This is a genomic window from Moorena sp. SIO3A2 (assembly GCF_010672265.1).
GTDB classification, from domain to species: Bacteria; Cyanobacteriota; Cyanobacteriia; order Cyanobacteriales; family Coleofasciculaceae; genus Moorena; species Moorena producens.
On record NZ_JAAHHC010000043.1, the window covers coordinates 1 to 17,382 of the forward strand.

General features: G+C 42.6%; 14 protein-coding genes and 1 pseudogene. 13 read left to right on the top strand and 2 right to left on the bottom strand.

Annotated features, from left to right (window positions below; genetic code table 11):
* The first annotated feature begins 396 nt into the window (after positions 1–396).
* From F6K64_RS30075 to F6K64_RS30090, 4 genes are all read left to right on the top strand, one after another.
* On the top strand, positions 397–519 hold the full coding sequence (locus F6K64_RS30075; RefSeq protein ID WP_267875691.1) for a hypothetical protein: 123 nt from the start codon (positions 397–399) through the stop codon (positions 517–519).
* A gap of 251 nt (positions 520–770) precedes the next feature.
* Entirely contained in the window at positions 771–3,146 is a 2,376-nt protein-coding gene (locus F6K64_RS30080) for a CapA family protein (RefSeq protein WP_008185598.1), read from the top strand.
* 37 nt (positions 3,147–3,183) lie between these two features.
* Positions 3,184–4,551, top strand: a complete 1,368-nt coding sequence (gene pgsB, locus F6K64_RS30085) for a poly-gamma-glutamate synthase PgsB (protein ID WP_287267304.1) — start codon at positions 3,184–3,186, stop codon at positions 4,549–4,551.
* Positions 4,512–5,492 (top strand): poly-gamma-glutamate biosynthesis protein PgsC/CapC, encoded by a 981-nt coding sequence (locus F6K64_RS30090; protein WP_008185594.1) that lies wholly within the window; start codon positions 4,512–4,514, stop codon positions 5,490–5,492. Before pgsB ends, F6K64_RS30090 begins: the two co-directional genes overlap by 40 nt.
* Here F6K64_RS30090 and F6K64_RS30095 read toward each other — a convergent pair.
* Positions 5,475–5,618: a hypothetical protein gene (locus F6K64_RS30095; RefSeq protein ID WP_154659827.1), complete on the bottom strand. Its 144-nt coding sequence runs from the start codon at positions 5,616–5,618 to the stop codon at positions 5,475–5,477. The two genes, F6K64_RS30090 and F6K64_RS30095, sit on opposite strands and share 18 nt — an antisense overlap.
* Before the next feature lie 168 nt (positions 5,619–5,786).
* On the opposite strand from F6K64_RS30095, the gene F6K64_RS30100 reads away from it, so the two are divergent.
* A complete protein-coding gene (locus F6K64_RS30100; protein WP_287267306.1) occupies positions 5,787–6,707 on the top strand; it encodes a pentapeptide repeat-containing protein in 921 nt (306 codons plus the stop codon).
* Positions 6,708–7,370: 663 nt separating this feature from the next.
* On the opposite strand, the gene F6K64_RS30105 is transcribed toward F6K64_RS30100, so the two are convergent.
* On the bottom strand, positions 7,371–7,571 hold the full coding sequence (locus F6K64_RS30105) for a hypothetical protein (protein WP_008187318.1): 201 nt from the start codon (positions 7,569–7,571) through the stop codon (positions 7,371–7,373).
* A 177-nt stretch (positions 7,572–7,748) separates the two neighbouring features.
* On the opposite strand from F6K64_RS30105, the gene F6K64_RS30110 reads away from it, so the two are divergent.
* The 8 genes and pseudogenes from F6K64_RS30110 (at position 7,749) to F6K64_RS30170 (ending at position 17,373) form a co-directional block, all read left to right on the top strand.
* The gene (locus F6K64_RS30110; protein WP_287267308.1) at positions 7,749–8,909 is read left to right on the top strand and encodes a M23 family metallopeptidase; all 1,161 of its coding nucleotides are present in this window, start codon (positions 7,749–7,751) and stop codon (positions 8,907–8,909) included.
* 252 nt (positions 8,910–9,161) lie between these two features.
* Positions 9,162–9,338: a hypothetical protein gene (locus tag F6K64_RS30115; protein WP_287267310.1), complete on the top strand. Its 177-nt coding sequence runs from the start codon at positions 9,162–9,164 to the stop codon at positions 9,336–9,338.
* A gap of 66 nt (positions 9,339–9,404) precedes the next feature.
* Positions 9,405–12,776, top strand: a pseudogene (locus F6K64_RS39195) (CHAT domain-containing protein).
* Between the two features lie 11 nt (positions 12,777–12,787).
* Positions 12,788–13,144 (top strand): hypothetical protein, encoded by a 357-nt coding sequence (locus F6K64_RS30150; protein WP_287251713.1) that lies wholly within the window; start codon positions 12,788–12,790, stop codon positions 13,142–13,144.
* On the top strand, positions 13,144–14,553 hold the full coding sequence (locus F6K64_RS30155) for a hypothetical protein (RefSeq protein ID WP_287251714.1): 1,410 nt from the start codon (positions 13,144–13,146) through the stop codon (positions 14,551–14,553). Before F6K64_RS30150 ends, F6K64_RS30155 begins: the two co-directional genes overlap by 1 nt.
* A 391-nt stretch (positions 14,554–14,944) precedes the next feature.
* Positions 14,945–15,808, top strand: coding sequence for a DNA alkylation repair protein (locus F6K64_RS30160; protein ID WP_287267317.1), 864 nt, complete (start codon positions 14,945–14,947; stop codon positions 15,806–15,808).
* A 58-nt stretch (positions 15,809–15,866) separates the two neighbouring features.
* Positions 15,867–16,010, top strand: a complete 144-nt coding sequence (locus F6K64_RS30165; RefSeq protein ID WP_008187296.1) for a hypothetical protein — start codon at positions 15,867–15,869, stop codon at positions 16,008–16,010.
* A gap of 379 nt (positions 16,011–16,389) precedes the next feature.
* Positions 16,390–17,373 (top strand): sulfite exporter TauE/SafE family protein, encoded by a 984-nt coding sequence (locus F6K64_RS30170; RefSeq protein WP_008187293.1) that lies wholly within the window; start codon positions 16,390–16,392, stop codon positions 17,371–17,373.
* Positions 17,374–17,382: the final 9 nt, after the last annotated feature.

Here is a 17,382-nt window from a genome sequence, read left to right on the forward strand (position 1 = left end):
CTATCAGCTATCAGCTATCAGCTATCAGCTATCAGCTATCAGCTATCAGCTATCAGCTATCAGCTATCAGCTATCAGCTATCAGCTATCAGCTATCAGCTATCAGCTATCAGCTATCAGCTATCAGCGATTAGCGCTATGGGCACGCTACTTTACGAACAGCTTTTGAATACAATAAGCTGACCACTGACGGCTGACGGCTGAATGCTTACGACCCCAGTTTGACAGAAACGTTATATATTTATTTTTGTACTAAGTCACGAATCATGATATAATACCGCGCCCTGAAACTGTGATCACGGAATTGTTTTAGGGACTTGCGTGTAAACAAAATAGTGATTAAAGTAGGTAGAGAAAAGTAATATAATTTACAATTATAAAAAAAACCAAACTGTTTTTGCGTAAGTATTCAGCTATCAGCCGTCAGCCGTCAGTGATTGGCCGTAGGCCACGCTACTTGAGGTGCCGTCAGCCGTCAGCCTTCAGCTTATTTTATTCAAAGGTGCGCTTGACCCATTAATAATTAAATTCGCTATAGGTGCGCGCCTAAAAGCACCGATTGCGCTACGGGCATAAGCTGATTACTGATAGCTGATAGCTGATAGCTGATTACTGAAGGCTGACAGCTGAATGCTTACGTTTTTGCCCACCCTACCAGCTACAAGCTTAAACTATGATAAAGGCATTGTTTTAGATTCTATTTGAGGTTTTTTTAGTCATGATTCTTCTTTTGATTGCTGTAATTATAAATACTACATTTTGAAGTGGTAAATGTGGATTGTAGCACTAAGGGAGATGCTGGCGAATCTGATGCAATGGCCTAGGAAGTGGCCTAGAAAATTCACTATCCGTGCAGTAGGTGGAGGAGTTTGTTGTTTTGTAATAGTCCTGTGCTTCACTTTATGGCCTTACCCTGGATCAGCCCAAGCCTGGTCTCTCCGGGAATGGTTAAATACCTTAGTCGTTCAAGAAATTAATCTAGGCCGTCAGTATCACCATACCCCCCTCCAGGTGCAGGGAACAATCCTGGGAACGGGGGGTATGCCTCTGGGTAATATTCCGGTTCGCCTAGGGCAAGCAGAAACAATTACTAATCCATCAGGGCAGTATCGCTTTATGTTGATGCCCCGTCATAATGCCCTGTTGGAAATTGATGCTCCTGACTATTACCAGGAAGTGATTCCTCTAGTTCTGGCCTTACCCCTGACAGTTTCGGAAGTGGAAGTAGAGCCGATTGCCCTGGTAAAACGGACAGATTCGGAGGCCAGGCTTCTGTTCGGGGGAGACGTAGCAATGGGTAGGCGGTTTCTCGACCCAGAACAGAATACCCCCCGCAATCGGATTCCTAAAAATAACCCTGATGCGCTGATTCAAGCATCCCATCCGAGACGGGGCAGTGCCAAGGTGTTAGAAGGTTTACAGCCTCTGTTCCAAGCTAAGGTCAGTGATTTTCGTAGTGTCAATCTGGAAACCCCTGTCCTGGATGACCCGACGACCCCCCACTGGGCGAAACCCTATAGTTTTTTTACCCTTCCTGAATCAGTCCGCCAGCTGCGCAAACTAGGGGTTGATTATGTCGCTCTAGGGAATAATCACCTCTGGGACTACTTAGCTTCTGGTTTGACTACCACTCTGGAGCAGTTACAAACTATTGGCCTGGCCTACAGTGGCGCTGGACTTACCCCACATGCAGCCCAGGAACCCGATCACCGACAATTGGGCAATACCAATTACAGCCTATTTTCCTTTACCTCCATTGCAGGCGATCGCTATCGAGAACCCCTACAGTTTGTGGCTAGCGACCATCAGGGGGGTGCAGCAGACTTGCGGGACATAGCAACAGTAAAATCCCTAATTGCCCAGGAACGAGAGCAAGGGCGTTTCCCGATTGTCCAAGTCCACACTGGTACTGAATACACCTATGCCCCCACTTCTTATGGGAGGGGTCTGATAGACCAAGTGGCGAGTGCTGGAGCAGGGCTAGTGGTGGGACACCATCCCCATGTGGCTCAAGGCTTAGGGTTTCGTCAGGGTGTGCCTTTATTTTATAGCCTTGGTAACTTGGTGTTTGATTCCGATCGCCTGGAGACCTTACTGGAATTGGTAGCCTTGGTGGATATCGAGGATGAAGAGGTGAGGAGGCTCCAGGTTATTCCGATTTATTTGGAAGACTATCGTCCTCAACTGATAGGGGGAGACCTAGCCAATCGGTTTATCCGGAGGATTGGGGAGTTTTCTGAGGATGGAGTGCTGGTTTATCCCTATCTAAATCGGGGCTGGGTTTCTCTGGAAGGGGCTGATGGGTCTGATGTCAGCATTCAAGACTACAGTATTCAAGACTACAGTATAGATGTTCCGGTCATGATCAATCAAGATGGCTGGGGAGTAGTGGATTTGCGGGGGCTGGCTCCGAGTGAAGCCTCTCTATATCAGGTGCAAGTCAGCGCTGGTGACGTCTCTCAACTCCGTTTAGGGCGGGATTTAATGGGGTTTGGTGAGGCAGAAGATTGGGACATGGACTCCAATGAACAAGACCTCAACCGCTGGGGGGTATCTACGACAGGGAAGACATCCTTTCCCTGTTATCAAGGAGCCTATCGAGGTATCACCGGGATTTGTCTAGAGCGATCGCATCGCAATCGTGAGGTGGCTGTGGTTCCTTTTCGTCATCGGATACGGGTATTTGGAGATGCCCTTGATCGCCCTCAGAAAGACCTGACGATGGTGGGATATGTACGGGGGGAAAATGCCGGTCCGATAGAGCTGAAAGTCCGCTATCGTGCCAGTGAAGGGGAGCAAGGGTTTGGGGATAGGACTGTATTTACTCACCCTGGTCATACTTTTGACTGGGAACGGATTGTGGTAGACTTAGCAATGCCTGAGGATAAGCCAAAGGAGCAGGTGGCCAATCCTAAAAGAGATAATCCTCGTGCTGTGATGCTCTGGTTGCGTCACTATCCTCCCCAAGAAGGAAAGGGGCTAGCAATGTTCGATGACTTTGCCTGTGTCAGTTGGGAAAAGCCCCATTATCTGAACAATCCGATTCAGCTTTCGGTGCCTCATGCCCTTGACTTTTTACGGTTGACTGGGACCTCTGGTCTAGTGAAACTGCACCTAACCTTTCGAGCTTTTCAGCCTCAGTCTTAAATATTGGTAGTGAATCATTGGGAGGCTTAAGTTTGAGATGTTCAAGGAGGCTTTGCCTTTTTTACTGACTCTAGCCAGCTTGGTAGTCTACATTTTATATTTACTTGTTTCCTATTGGCAATTTCGTCAAAAACGGGATCAAATTCTGTATCGGGTTCATGTTAATGGCATTCGAGGTAAGTCCACGGTGACCCGCTATGTGGCAGCAGTTGTTAGGGCAGCAGGGTATAAAACGTTTGGCAAGATTACTGGTAGCACTACCCATATTCTCCATCCCAATGGTAAAGAGTCTATTTGGCCGCGAAAAGGCTATGCCAATGTTAACGAGCAAGTGGCAGTGATGCGCTATTTTTTTCGCCAGCAGGTAGAAGCGGTGGTGATGGAATGTATGGCGATTAACCCAGTCTATGCGGAATGGCTGGAAAAAAAAGTGATGCGCTCTCACGTTAGCATCATTACTAATGTTCGCTACGACCATCCAGAATATTTAGGGGAAACTCTGGAAGAAATTGCCCATTCCCTAGCAGTGACTATTCCTGAAAATGGTATTGTGATCACGGCTGAATCAAATCCTGTATTACTGGATATTCTCAACAGGGAAGCTAAACAAAGGGGCGCTAAATTGATTGCAGCTAATGCTAGTGACGTGATGGCTGAAGACCTGAAAGGATTTAGTGCTGTGGCTATAGAAGATAATGTTGCGATCGCACTAGAAGTAGGAAAGCTATTGGGAGTTCCTCGTAAACGGGCGGTTCAGGCTATGTGGCAGACTCTCAATGATGAGAGTGCTCTGAAACTGGAATCCTTTAATTGGCGAGATACTGGCATCGTTTGGGCTAACTTGTTTGCGGTCAATGACAGGGAAAGCTTTAATTTACTTTGCGATCGCATTTTTAACCAATATCCTGACCACGCCAAAGTGGTTTTACTCAACAACCGTTCCGATCGACTACCACGAGTAGCGTTATTCGCCAATCTTGCTAAGAGCTTGAGCTTTGATCGAGTGGTTACCATCGGAAGCTGCGAAGCGGAAGTACAGAAGTTATTCGCTAGTGAACCAGAACGTTTAGTGTTACTGGGTGACTCTACTCCTTTTAAGGATGCTCCTGGGACGACCTTACTAACCCAAATTACCGAAACCATAAAGGAGCCAAAGATTCTGTTGGTGGGAGCTGTCAATATCCATACTCCTCAAGCCCAAGAACTCTTAAGTTTATTCCAAACCTTAGTCCAGGCTGCAAAATTGGAAGCAGTACCAAAACCGAAACAGAAAAAGAACAAACAGCAAAGGAACCAACAGAAACGACTCAAACAGAAACGACTCAAACAGAAACGATTCAAACAGAAAAGAACCAAACAAAAAGTATGTTCGAAACCATCAATACGTCAGAAATCACTCGTTTAGCCTTGCTGATTGGGGCTTATTCAGCCCTTCATTACAAAAAAACTGAAGGGGTAATCCCAGGGGGAATTATTGTTCCAGGGCTTTTAGTGGTAAGCCTAATCTTGTCGCCCATGTGGGGGATTAGCTTAATTGGATTGGCGTTTGTTTTATATGCTTTTTATCAATGCTACTTTAAACAATCGTCCAAACCTCGAACACCAATGTATATTTTGGCAATGATATCCCTATTTTCAGTTTATCCGATTGCCATCCTATACGACAGCTTAGGCTGGATGGAATTATCCCAGGATAGTCTGACCGGTAGTTTGCTCCCCGCTATCATTGCCTTTAGTTGGCTTAAACAGAAGCGGTTGAAGGTTCTACAAGGTATTGGTATCACTACCCTATTTACAGGGGGAATAGTGGCGACAATTTATTGGCTGGGTTGGTCTTGGCTCGATCTCGATTTTAATATTGTTCATCCTGCCTATGCCGATCAACTGGATATTGAGTTCAATTATCCGATGTTTCAATTTGGGATAGTACTGCTCTTAGGTTACTGGATTTACCAAAAGTCATCAGTACGATCCGGTGGTTATATTGTGCTTTCCGCTGCTGCTGCTTTGTTAATGGAACCCCTTAGTGCGGTGGCTTTTTTGCTGGGATGCCTGTTAGTTGGTACGTTAAGTTGGTTTATTTCTCGCTATAGCCTGATCATAGGACTTAATCGTTATAGTTTAGTGTTATTTATGAGTGTAGTCTATGTTTGGGGTGTGGAATTATTAGTACTGCTAGTTAATCCGACATTAGTTCCCTTCCGGGGCTTAAATTTATTAGTTGTAATTGCTATGATATCCTTGGTGAATGATGCCCTACTGTATTGGAAACAAGGAGGGGTAAAGTATATGACGCTTATTGGTTTGGTGGCAATTGTTATTCATGTATTAGCAAATAATATATAGGAAAGGGAGTAGGGAGTAGGGAGTAGGGAGTAGGGAGTAGGGAGTAGGGAGTAGGGAGTAGGGAGTAGGGAGTGTGGGGAGTGTGGGAAGTGTGGGAAGTTTATTATAATTTTTTGCTAATTTCAAAAGTGCTGCATTGCTTTATCATAATACTAAAAAATTATCGGATATCTTGACACTATTCCCGATTCCTTATTCACTGCTCACTGCTCCCTGCTCCCTGCTCCCTGCTCCCTTTTACCATCAATCCTATGTTCACAACTCAAAATATTTTCTATAAAAAGGATAACTAAAATGAAGCAGTTACTGTTACTGTTAGCTTTGGCAGGATTTCTGAGTTTAGGGAGTGCGATCGCTAAATTAAATTACCCTCAACCTCCGGATCTACAGTATCTGCTAGAGAGGGGTGAGTGTTCAGCTTGTGTATTAGAGGGGGTACATCTACAGGGGCTCAATTTTCATTTTGCTGAGCTAGAAGGAGCAAATTTGCAACATATTCATGGCAAAGGCACTAACTTTGAGGGAGCAAATTGTGAGAAAAGTCAATGGCAAAATTCTAAGCTTCAGTATGCTGATTTTAGGAATGCTAATCTGAGCAATGCTAGCCTACAATATGCTGATTTAATGGTAGCAAATTTCAAGGGAGCAAACCTGATTGAGGCTGATCTAGATTACGCTAATCTCCAAGGTGGTAAGTTTCAAGCTGCCCAAATCAGTAATGGACATTTACAGAGTGCTAATTTGGCCTATGCTCATTTAGAAGGAGCTAATCTAGCTAATGCTGATTTAAGCAACAGTCGGTTGGAAGGAGCAATACTGAAGGGGGCTAATTTGCAGGGAGCAAGTTTAGCAGGAGCTAATTTGAGGAAAGCTAATTTACAGGGAGCTAATTTAAAAGGGGCTAATCTAAATTTTACTAACTTCACCAACGCTAACCTATCTGATACTTATCTTGGGGGAGCAATTCTAGACCAAACTAACCTTGAAAAGGCTGTGCTGGAAAGAGCTTGTTTCGGTCCTGTGGAATGTACGTTCAAAACAAATTCAATAACATCGTTTTCAACAGCGGCTACTTTCAAAGAGGTTAACTTCAAGGGAACGAACGTAAAGGGAGCAAGTTTTAAGGGAATTGATGGGGAAACTATTCCCTGGGAAACTATGGAACTGTGCAATACAATTTTACCTGATGGAGTGGTAAGCGATCGCGATTGTTAGAATTAAGAATTTAGAATTTAGAATTTAGAATTGGGAGTAGGGAGTAGGGAGTAGGGAGTAGGGAGCAGGTAAGAGGTAAAAGGCAATAGGCAAGAGGCAAGAGGCAATAGGTAATAGGCAATAGGTAATAGGTAATAGGTAATAGGTAATAGGTAAAAAATCCTATGTACCTCTTAGTTATGGAAAACGCTGTATTAGCTTATTAGCTCATTATATAGCAATTCTCTATGCCATCAGGTACAAAGGTATCCCCCTAAATCCCCCGAGCGAGGGATTGCTCGCTCGGGGGACTTTGAGGTTGAGAAGCGTACCTCATAAATCCTATAAACCCTATAACTAATAATTTTATCATCCTTTGATGATGTTGTGATCCAAAATTACTAAACCATAAGTATTCCATTCCCGATTCCCAATTCCCGATTCCCGATTCCCGATTCCCGATTCCCGATTCCCAATTCTCAATTCTTAATTCCCAATTCTAAATTCTAAATTCTTAATTTCCTAAAAAAATAGCCGTAGAAATACTATCCACGGCTATGTCAATCACATATGTCAGAAATTTCCGAAACCCAAGGCCCCCGGGGGGGAAAACCCCCCAGAATTTTAGCGATGCAGCGCGGTCTTGGGGGTTTCCCCCATGAGCGACTGCATCAAGACAAGGTGTTATGGCAACAACCAATACTTGGTCATAGTAGTCATCACTTCACCTGGAATATCGGTCGGTTCTAGAGGCGTCCACTCCGCAATCTCCGCATAGCCTAGGGCATAAAGCATCTGCATACTATGGATTACTGATTGACGAGGACCTTTGAGAGTGTGCTGAGTAGGTTGTTTCTTGAAGTTGCGAGTAAAGTTGTCTGACATAGTGAAAAAGTTCAACTTGGTTTATATTGATTATTGTAATGATTATAAAATTATTTGTCAAGGTTTTTAAGAAAGTTTTTTTGGGAAGTTTTAGGGTTAATTAAAAAAGTTATTTGACCGATAATAGGCTAGATAATTTTATTTTTTAATATCATTTTTTTTGGTATAATTTTAATTATGCAGCAAGTTCCAGACCCAGTGGTGCGTTACGGGGCGGACTATACCAACCCTGGCTACGAGGCCAAAAATAAGGGCAAGTCCGCCCCTAACGCACCCTACGCACTACTCCCTACTCCCTACTCCCTGTTCCCTGTTCCCTGTTCCTTATTTAATGTTAAAATTATGTCCAACAATCCTAACTATGATGCTCTTAAGGCAGCAATGAAATCTTTGCACGACCAGACAGTATTTCCTGTGGCTGGTAAAGATTTCCGTCATATTGGATCGACGTTTATGTGTCGTACAGAAATCGATTCTGTCTCCTCAGACTTTCACCGTGGTATTGATATTGGAGAAATGGATGGTCAGGCTGGTGATGATGATATTATTGCTGCCTATGACGGGGTTTTTTGGGGATACCGGGAATACTCTGGTGCTGGTTTTACGGTGATGCTCAGTCATCAGTTTCCGACACCGTTTACTTACCATGGCAAAACAGTCAAGTATTTTTATACGTGGTATTGTCATCTCGACAAAGACAGCAGTTTGCCGATTGTTAGTGATTGGAAACAAGGAAAACATGGAGAAGCGATTAGTGCTGGTCAGTTAATCGGCAAAATGGGAAAAAGTGGAGAAACTAATGTGGTTCATTTGCATTTTGAGATTAGGATAGGTACTAATAATTCTTTAGAATATCAATTAGCAAATCCTAAGGTGACTCAATGGGGGTTCGATCCACATATTCACCCAATGCTACTCTACCAACCCCACGCTCCAGCTGCTTCACCATCGTTAACTCAGGTTGGTAGCTGTGTACCAGGAAATCCTGTGGTGCTGGAATATGCAATACACCGGGAGCAACCTCTGCTTAATCGAGTTGAAATTAAGATTATTGATCGTAGTACGGAAATGGCGGTTAAATCTCACGTTGTTGATTTAACTCTCCGGGAGGGAATGGATCCAACGAAAACCAAAAAATTGGATAACCTTGACCGGGATAAAACTCATTTTGAGTGTATTCCCTTTGGGTATCATCCAACAGTAAGTGAGTATAAGACGAAAATAATTATACCTGCTGAGTATATCGATAGTTACTTTGATTCTAATTATCAACTGAAGATTGAGGTATCTGATATTTGGGATTATAAAGTGGGTGAAATTTTGTCTCTTAGTGTTTAGGGAGCGGTGCGACCCGTGGCGAATTTAATTCGCCTACGGAAAGCGCACCGTAGGGAGTAGGGACTTCGGAGCAGTGTCAAGATATCCGAGGAGTGTTTGGTGTTACGATAAATTAAGATTGATTGTCATGATTTATTGATAAATGCTATAAATTATTAAATCTTGCTTCTTGCCTCTTGCCTCTTGGCTTTCCCTAAGAGATTCCGTTCACAACTCAAATAGAAATAGTATATTGACTGACCTGTCACTCCCATGAACGAAGAACGCCTCCAAGCCTATCGAAAGTTGATTGACCAACTACTCGCGGAGTCTAATGATCAAGAAGTCTCTCATATTTTGAATAGCTACCGGGATTTGGTTGATACGGGATTGCAGCAGACAATGCTGGCAGTGGCGGAAAATTTGCGAATCCAGGGCGATTTAAATTAGTTGAATTTTGTAATGAATATTGTCAAGCGGTTGTCTAATTTTGTAATAACTCTTGTAGAGCGGTTGATGGGGGTGAATCGCAACAGATCTGATGCCCAACTTGACTTTCTCTTAGAGGTACTACTAGCAACCGCAGACAGTAGTGGTGACGCCCAGGTAGTTTACCCATTACTGGCAGACAATACAGACAAACTTAATCAGAAGTTAGCAGAATTATTGCGGGCTTTGGGAACAACTGCCCTGGCGGAAGCGGAAGCAGATGAAGCGGAATCCCTAGCAGCAGTTATTGTCAATTTCAGCAATCTAATTCAGCAATTCCCCTTGGGTGACAAAGCTAAAAATATTGAAATTGCCATCACTGGCTATGAAGTGGCACTAACTGTTTTCACCCGTGAAGGGTTTCCTATTAAATGGGCATTGACTCAATACAATCTCGGTATTGCTTACTATTACAGAATCACAGGGGATAAAGCACAAAACCTCGAAGATGCCATCGCTTGCTCCCAATCCGCTTTAGAAGTAAGCACCCGTCAAGCTTTTCCCATTGATTGGGCATCGACTCAAAACAATCTCGGTCTTGCTTACTCAAACAGAATCACAGGGGATAAAGCACAAAACCTCGAAAATGCGTTCGCGTAGCGTGACCTACGGTCAATCGCTTGCTACCAATTGGCTTTAGAAGTACGCACCCGTGAAGCTTTTCCTATTGATTGGGCAATGACTCAAAACAATCTCGGTAATGCTTACTTAGAAAGAATTACAGATCAGAAAGCACAAAACCTAGAAGATGCGATCGCTTGCTACCAATTGGCTTTATCAGTTTTCACCCGTGAAGCTTTTCCTATTGATTGGGCAATGACTCAAAACAATCTCGGTAATGCTTACTCTGAGCGAATCACAGATCAGAAAGCACAAAACCTCGAAGAAGCGTTCGCGTAGCGTGACCTACGGTCAATCGCTTGCTACCAATTGGCTTTAGAAGTAAGCACCCGTGAAGCTTTTCCTATTAATTGGGCAGGTACTCAAAACAATCTCGGTAATGCTTACCGTAACAGAATCACAGGGGATAAAGCACAAAACCTCGAAGATGCGTTCGCGTAGCGTGACCTACGGTCAATCGCTTGCTACCAATCCGCTTTATCAGTTTTCACCCGTGAAGCTTTTCCCATTGATTGGGCATCGACTCAAAACAATCTCGGTAGTGCTTACTCTGAGCGAATCACAGGGGATAAAGCACAAAACCTCGAAGATGCGTTCGCGTAGCGTGACCTACGGTCAATCGCTTGCTACCAATCCGCTTTAGAAGTACGCACCCGTCAAGGGTTTCCCATTGATTGGGCAACCACTCAAAACAATCTCGGTAATGCTTACTCTGACAGAATCACAGGGGATAAAGCACAAAACCTCGAAGATGCGTTCGCGTAGCGTGACCTACGGTCAATCGCTTGCTACCAATCCGCTTTAGAAGTAAGCACCCGTGAAGCTTTTCCTATTGATTGGGCAATGACTCAAAACAATCTCGGTAGTGCTTACTCTGAGCGAATCACAGGGGATAAAGCACAAAACCTAGAAGATGCCATCGCTTGCTACCAATTGGCTTTAGAAGTACGCACCCGTGAACCTTTTCCTATTGAATGGGCAACGATTCAAATCAATCTCGGTGGTGCTTACTTTAACAGAATCACAGGTCAGAAGGCACAAAATCTAGAAGATGCCATCGCTTGCTACCAATTGGCAAAAGACGTTTTCACCCGTAAAGCTTTTCCAAAAAAATGGGCATTGACTCAAAACAATCTCGGTTTTGCTTACCAAGATGCTCAAAATTTCCCTGAAGCTTACAAGGCTTTTGATGCTGCCATTAAAACCGTAGAATTCCTGCGAGATGAAATTATTTATGGTTCTGGAGTAGAAGACTACAAGACCAAACTAGCTGAAAAATGGAATAGAGTCTATCGAGGCATGGTAGAAACTTGCCTAGACTTAACTAAGATCACCGCAGCCATTGAATATGTTGAACGGAGCAAAACCGGCAATTTAGTTGAAAAGATTATCAGCCGTGACCTGAAAACTATCTTTCCTGTAGATGTTGCTACTCAACTACAACAATACAGGGATGAAATAGCGGCAGGTCAGGATAAAATCCAACAGGGTAAAGCTGAGAATCCAAAAGTATTAGCACAACATCTTCAAGAATTGCGACAGCAGCGGAATGAATTACAAGAGCAATATTTACCTATCGGTTCTAGCTTTAAGTTTGAGCAATTTCAGCAGAAGCTGGATCACCATACTGCCATTGTAGAATTTTACATTACAGGGGATAAGCTGCTCACTTTCATCTTTACCAGCGAAACTCAACAACCCATAGTTTGGCAATCTGAACCACAAGACTTCAAAAAATTTCAAAAATCGGTAAATGGGTATCTCAGAGCCTACTACAACAAAAAATACCATTGGCAACGTCGCCTGACTACCCGTCTACATTTGCTTGCAAAAATTATACACATTGATGACATCATTGAGCAAATCCCCCCAGAGTGCGATCGCTTAATTTTAATCCCCCATCAGTATTTACATTTGTTCCCCCTTCATGCTTTACCTATCAACAGTCAGCAGGGAGAAGGTAAATATAAAATTCTGATCGATCGCTTTCCAGCAGGGGTAAGTTATGCCCCTAGCTGTCAACTACTCCAACTTGTTCAAACCAGAAAACGCCCGGACTTTACCCAGTTGTTTGCGGTTCAAAACCCTACTGATGATTTAGTTTACACTAACCTAGAAGTAGAAGTGATTAAATCATTTTTCCAGGATGCTGAAGTCTTAGCCAGCCAAGACGCAAAGGAAGCTGCTGTCAAAGTAAATCAGAACTTGACAACAGCCCACTGTTGCCACTTTTCCTGTCATGGTTACTTCAACTCAGAATCACCTGTAGAATCAGCACTCCTTTTAGCGGAAACTAAAACAGAACAGGTAGTCCAAGACAAAACTACAGAAGATGGATTTCTTACCTTAGGGGAAATTTTTGCCCTAAAATTAGAACAATGTCGCCTTGTCACCCTTTCTGCTTGCGAAACCGGATTAATCGACTTTAGTAACAGTAGCGATGAATACATTGGTTTACCCAGTGGTTTCCTAGTTGCGGGTAGTCCAGCAGTAGTTAGTAGCCTGTGGACGGTAAACGATTTATCGACAGCGTTGTTGATGATTAAATTTTATGATAATCTGCTAAACTACCACATGTCCTTAGCAGTTGCCCTTAACCAAGCGCAACTCTGGCTGCGGGATAGCAGCAAAGAAGAATTAGAGGAGTACATTGATAATTTGCCTGCGACTTTTGTTCAGAAATACGTAAGTAAGGCTATGCTTCACAATTTTGATAACAGCGATAAACCCTTTAATTCACCATTTTATTGGGCTGCATTCTGTGGGATTGGTCAATAGGAGTTAAGACTATGAAAGCTGAAAATTATCTATTTTTATCTGCTTTTAAACAACTACTGGATACCAAAACTGAGTTGTTTAAAGACTCAGAACGAACGGACCTAGAAGAATTAATTACTTCATTACCAAGTGATACGGAACAGCTAGCCAATGGGATTTCTCGGTGGTGTGCTTCTCACTCAGACATTAATAATGCTTTGATAGCTCTACTTGCTAGTAAAACAATTGATAAGAAGGGAATTGGAGGCACTTTCCCCACTGATGAAACTAAAGCCGAAGAGGAAAAAAACTTAAAGGAAACTCTGATTAATGCCCTCCGCAAGAGTTCTACTGAAGAAACCGAAAAACCCAAAAATCCCAAAGGCTGATGACTGACACCGCCTTGCCAATCAAAAACCCCAGCGTCACCCTTTATGCCTTCCATCTCTGGCAAGACCTCAGCCAAGAACTGGGACAGTTGCGACAGGATGCGGATCAGTTGTGGCAACACTGTGCTAACCTCAGCGAACCCCTAGCTATCCCAGACCTGAAATCTTTACCGGAAAAATTACAATCCCCTCCAAGCCAAACAGGGATCACAAGCGATCACGTAGACTTACTCCCAGGGAATGGTCGCTTAACCTATACGCCACCATTGCAAATAGAAGGCTCTGCCCTAACAGTAGAGGTCTATCCCCGACAAATTCATGACACCTATGCCCTTGACCTAACCCTCTATTACCAGAATGTCACCGTTGCAGCCAGTCAATTTAGTCGGTTAAATCCCCAAGGGTGCCTCCTATCCAGCACTATTCAAGCTTCTTTGGGACAAACCTTAGTGCTCTATGGCGAACCAGTGGGCAGTCCCGATGAAGATAGAAAGTTAGCCGATGCCTGTGTGGATGCTTTTTTCCAGGGAACCGACCAAAAACCTGAATTTAGCGCATTTGGGCAGTTATTTGGTAGCCCAATTTTTGCCTATGACAACGGTAAGGAGAAACCAACGGAGCAATGTCACCTTCTGGTCTGCTTAAACCGTCACCCAGAAACCTTAAAGCTGGTTGAAAAGACGTCTTTGTCATTTTTCAATCTATTGTGCTGTCGCAGTAAAATCCTGTTTGCTTATCATGAATCTCGTTGGTGTTATCGCGAAACTAGAGAGCTATATGGGCAACTAGAACAAGACGTTCAACGCTTCAAGGAATTGCCAACAGAGCGAGAAACACGGCTAGAGCAACTGAAGCAAAAACTGACCGAGATGCCATCCAAGACCTTTGACTATGCTGGTTATCTGCGAGACATGGAGGATCACAACACTGCGATCGCTACCAATGCCGCCAACTATGACTACTGGCTAGAAAAAATCCGCGAATATAGTCTCAAAGACGATAATATCGAGTTTTTGGAATACTTCCTCAACCAAAGAACCAAGCTGTTTCAAAATCAGATTCAAGTCAACCTCAATTATCTCAAACCGGGTCAGCAATTATTTGACCAGATGCTTGGTAGTATCCGAGGCATTGTGGAGACTGAACAAGCACAACAAGAGAAACGATTAGAACGTTGGATTGCCTCGGTGGGTATTGGTTTAGCGGTCAGTGGTATTTCTTCCCAAGCTGCTGGTAAACCGGTAGAGTCTATTATCGCCCAACTAGACCCTAAACAATCCTTAGATTGCCCCACCGCTGGTTTTACACCTTGCTTGACTTACAGTGTCGTGTTTGTGCTATTTCATGTGGTAGTTGGTGTGATCGCTGGGTTAATTGTGTATCGCATTATTCATCGGGTATCAAAATGATAAGGTTGTAGGGTGGGCAAAGACCGTTTATTTATTTTGATAATTCTAGATAATAGCACTTTGCCCACCCTACTTTCTATTCTAAGCATTCAGCGGTCAGCCGTCAGCTTGTCGGGTGGGCAAAAACCGTTTGGTTCTTTTGATAATTCTAGATAATAGCACTTTGCCCACCCTACTTTATAGCGTTTATCGCAGTTATGAGGTACGCTCCTCAACCTCAAAGTCCCCCTTATTAAGGGGGATTTAGGGGGATCAATTTGTACCTTATTGGATATAGGAAGGTTGTAGGGTGGGCAAAGACAGTTTATTTTTTTTTGATAATTCTAGATAATAGCACTTTGCCCACCCTACTTTATTGTGATGCAAGATATTAAAAAAGCAACTGTTTATTATGCACACAGTTGAACTTGAAAGGCTAAAAGCGAGAAAAGGAGCAAGGAAGCGTTCTGAAATTCCTAATGAAGTTTTATCGGCACTCAATCAAGGAAAAATTGAGACCGTCAATCTCGTCGAATGGTTAGCCATTGATATGCCTTTTCTGCTTCGGACTAGTCTTACAGAAATAGGTTGGGAAGAACAAATTGATCACTTGTATGATCAGAGCTTGAAACTTCAAGACCAAGGCATTACCAAGCGACTAAAAGGCATTGGCACAATACTCTTTCAGGCTCTAGAAGAAGAAAACCGAACAGAAATTTTTGAAAGGTTGGCTAGTCATACTTCTGACATGGTTAGAGCTTGGGCTGCTTTTAGTATAGCCGCTGACGAGACTTTATCCTTACCCGAGAGGTTAGAAATAATGCGTAGGTTCGCCACTGATGGTAGTTTCTCTGTCAGAGAATGCGCTTGGGATGCCCTTCGCTCTTATCTTGTGGATGATTTAGCTTATAGCTTCGAGTTACTAACAGAGTGGGTGAAAGATGAAGACCCCAATATTCGACGCTGTGCGGTAGAAGCTACTCGTCCTCGTGGCGTTTGGTGTAAACATATTCCGACTTTGAAGAAAAACCCCGATCCAGGTTTGACCATATTAGAATTTGTTCGTTCAGACCCCAGTAATTATGTGCAGCGTTCGGTTGGTAACTGGTTGAATGATGCCAGCAAATCTACTCCAGATTGGGTAATCAATACCTGTTTGCGGTGGCGAAAAGAATCTCCAACCAAGGAAACAAGTTGGATTATTAAACACGCTCTTAGGACTCTCAAAAAGCATAATACTTTATCCCAGAAGCTTCAATTAATAGCAATTAATTAGTCAAATGTGAACCTAATTAGCCAGTTGTAAACCCCTTATTATTAAGTAGGAATAGGTCATGGATTTATTGCTAAAATACATTTATACTTCAGAAGTATTAGACATATTTAACTCTCGTTTGAATCAGATTATTCAAGAGTCATTACAAGAAGAGCTACCAGAACTTGAAACTGACTTAATTGCAAATATTGCTGAACAATAGTCTACACTAATTATCAAGACATTAACTGAATCAATAAATAAAAAATATTTTGTCCCAAAGAGTGGGATGGTAATTGTGATATCATTGATTAAAGGATATTTAAAATCGACGTTTAAAATCAATTTTTTTATGTCTGTAAATAAGGCTTTGTTGGCAACGTTTTTCCTAACTATTAGGTGCCCTTTACCCATTAATAATTAAATTCGCCATGGCTCGCAGCTGAGGTACACAGGATTTTTTCCCTGCTCCCTCTTCCCCTCCTGGGAGGCCTTAGGGGTGGGTTTCTTATCTGTCTTCCCTGTTCCCTAAAACCAAATAATTTGTACCTCACCCAATTTAAAACTGCTAGATCGATAATAAAATAATCACAATTTTATTTATGAAAAATCTAAATTTTAAATCCCATCAAATAGCTCCAATGGCAGCAATTTTTACTGTCTGGCTAACCTATATGGTACATACCAATCAATGGGATTTATTTATCCAAAATTGGTTCATGTCCGTGACCATGATGTTTGCCTCTTTTATCGCTGGTGCTACAGCGGAGGGAGGTGGGGCTGTTGCTTTCCCCATTATGACCCTAATTTTTCAGATTGAACCAGAAGTAGCGCGTAATTTCAGTTTGGCGATTCAAAGTATTGGCATGACCTCAGCCACCTATCTGATTTTGACGAGAAAAATACCCATTCAAAAAAACTATTTATTATTATGTAGTTGGGGAGGAGTTGGCGGAGTTATTTTAGGAAGTTACTATATTGCTCCTCTGATTTCCCCTCCCTATGCCAAAATGTTCTTTGTTTCTCTATGGTTAAGTTTTGGCATAGCTCTTTTTTATTTAAATATGAACAGATCTCGCTCAGTTGTCGAGAAACTTCCACCTCTTTCATCAGGAGAAAGAAAACTTTTTATTTTTTTGGGCTTCCTAGGGGGAATAGTAGTTTCAATTGTGGGAAGTGGAATTGACATTTTAACTTTTTCAGTGGTGACAATTCGATATCGCCTGTCAGAAAAAGTTGCTACTCCTACAAGCGTCTGCCTCATGGCGGGAAATAGTATTGTAGGATTTGTTTGGCATCTTTTCTTTCTTCATGATTTTGGAATTCAAGAATTTCACTACTGGTTAGTTGGCATCCCTGTGGTTATTTTAGGTGCTCCCCTAGGAGCATATTTCATTAGCAATCGCTCTCGAAATTTTATTACTAATGTTCTCTATTTTATTTTGCTAGCTCAATTTATTGGAGCCTTATTAGTTATCCAACCAACTGGTGGTTTGGCTTGGTTTACTCTGAGTATTTTGATTGGTGGATTAATAGTATTCCTTAGTTTAGCTGTATTGGCTAAAAAAAATAGTATTATAGAATGACAAAATAAA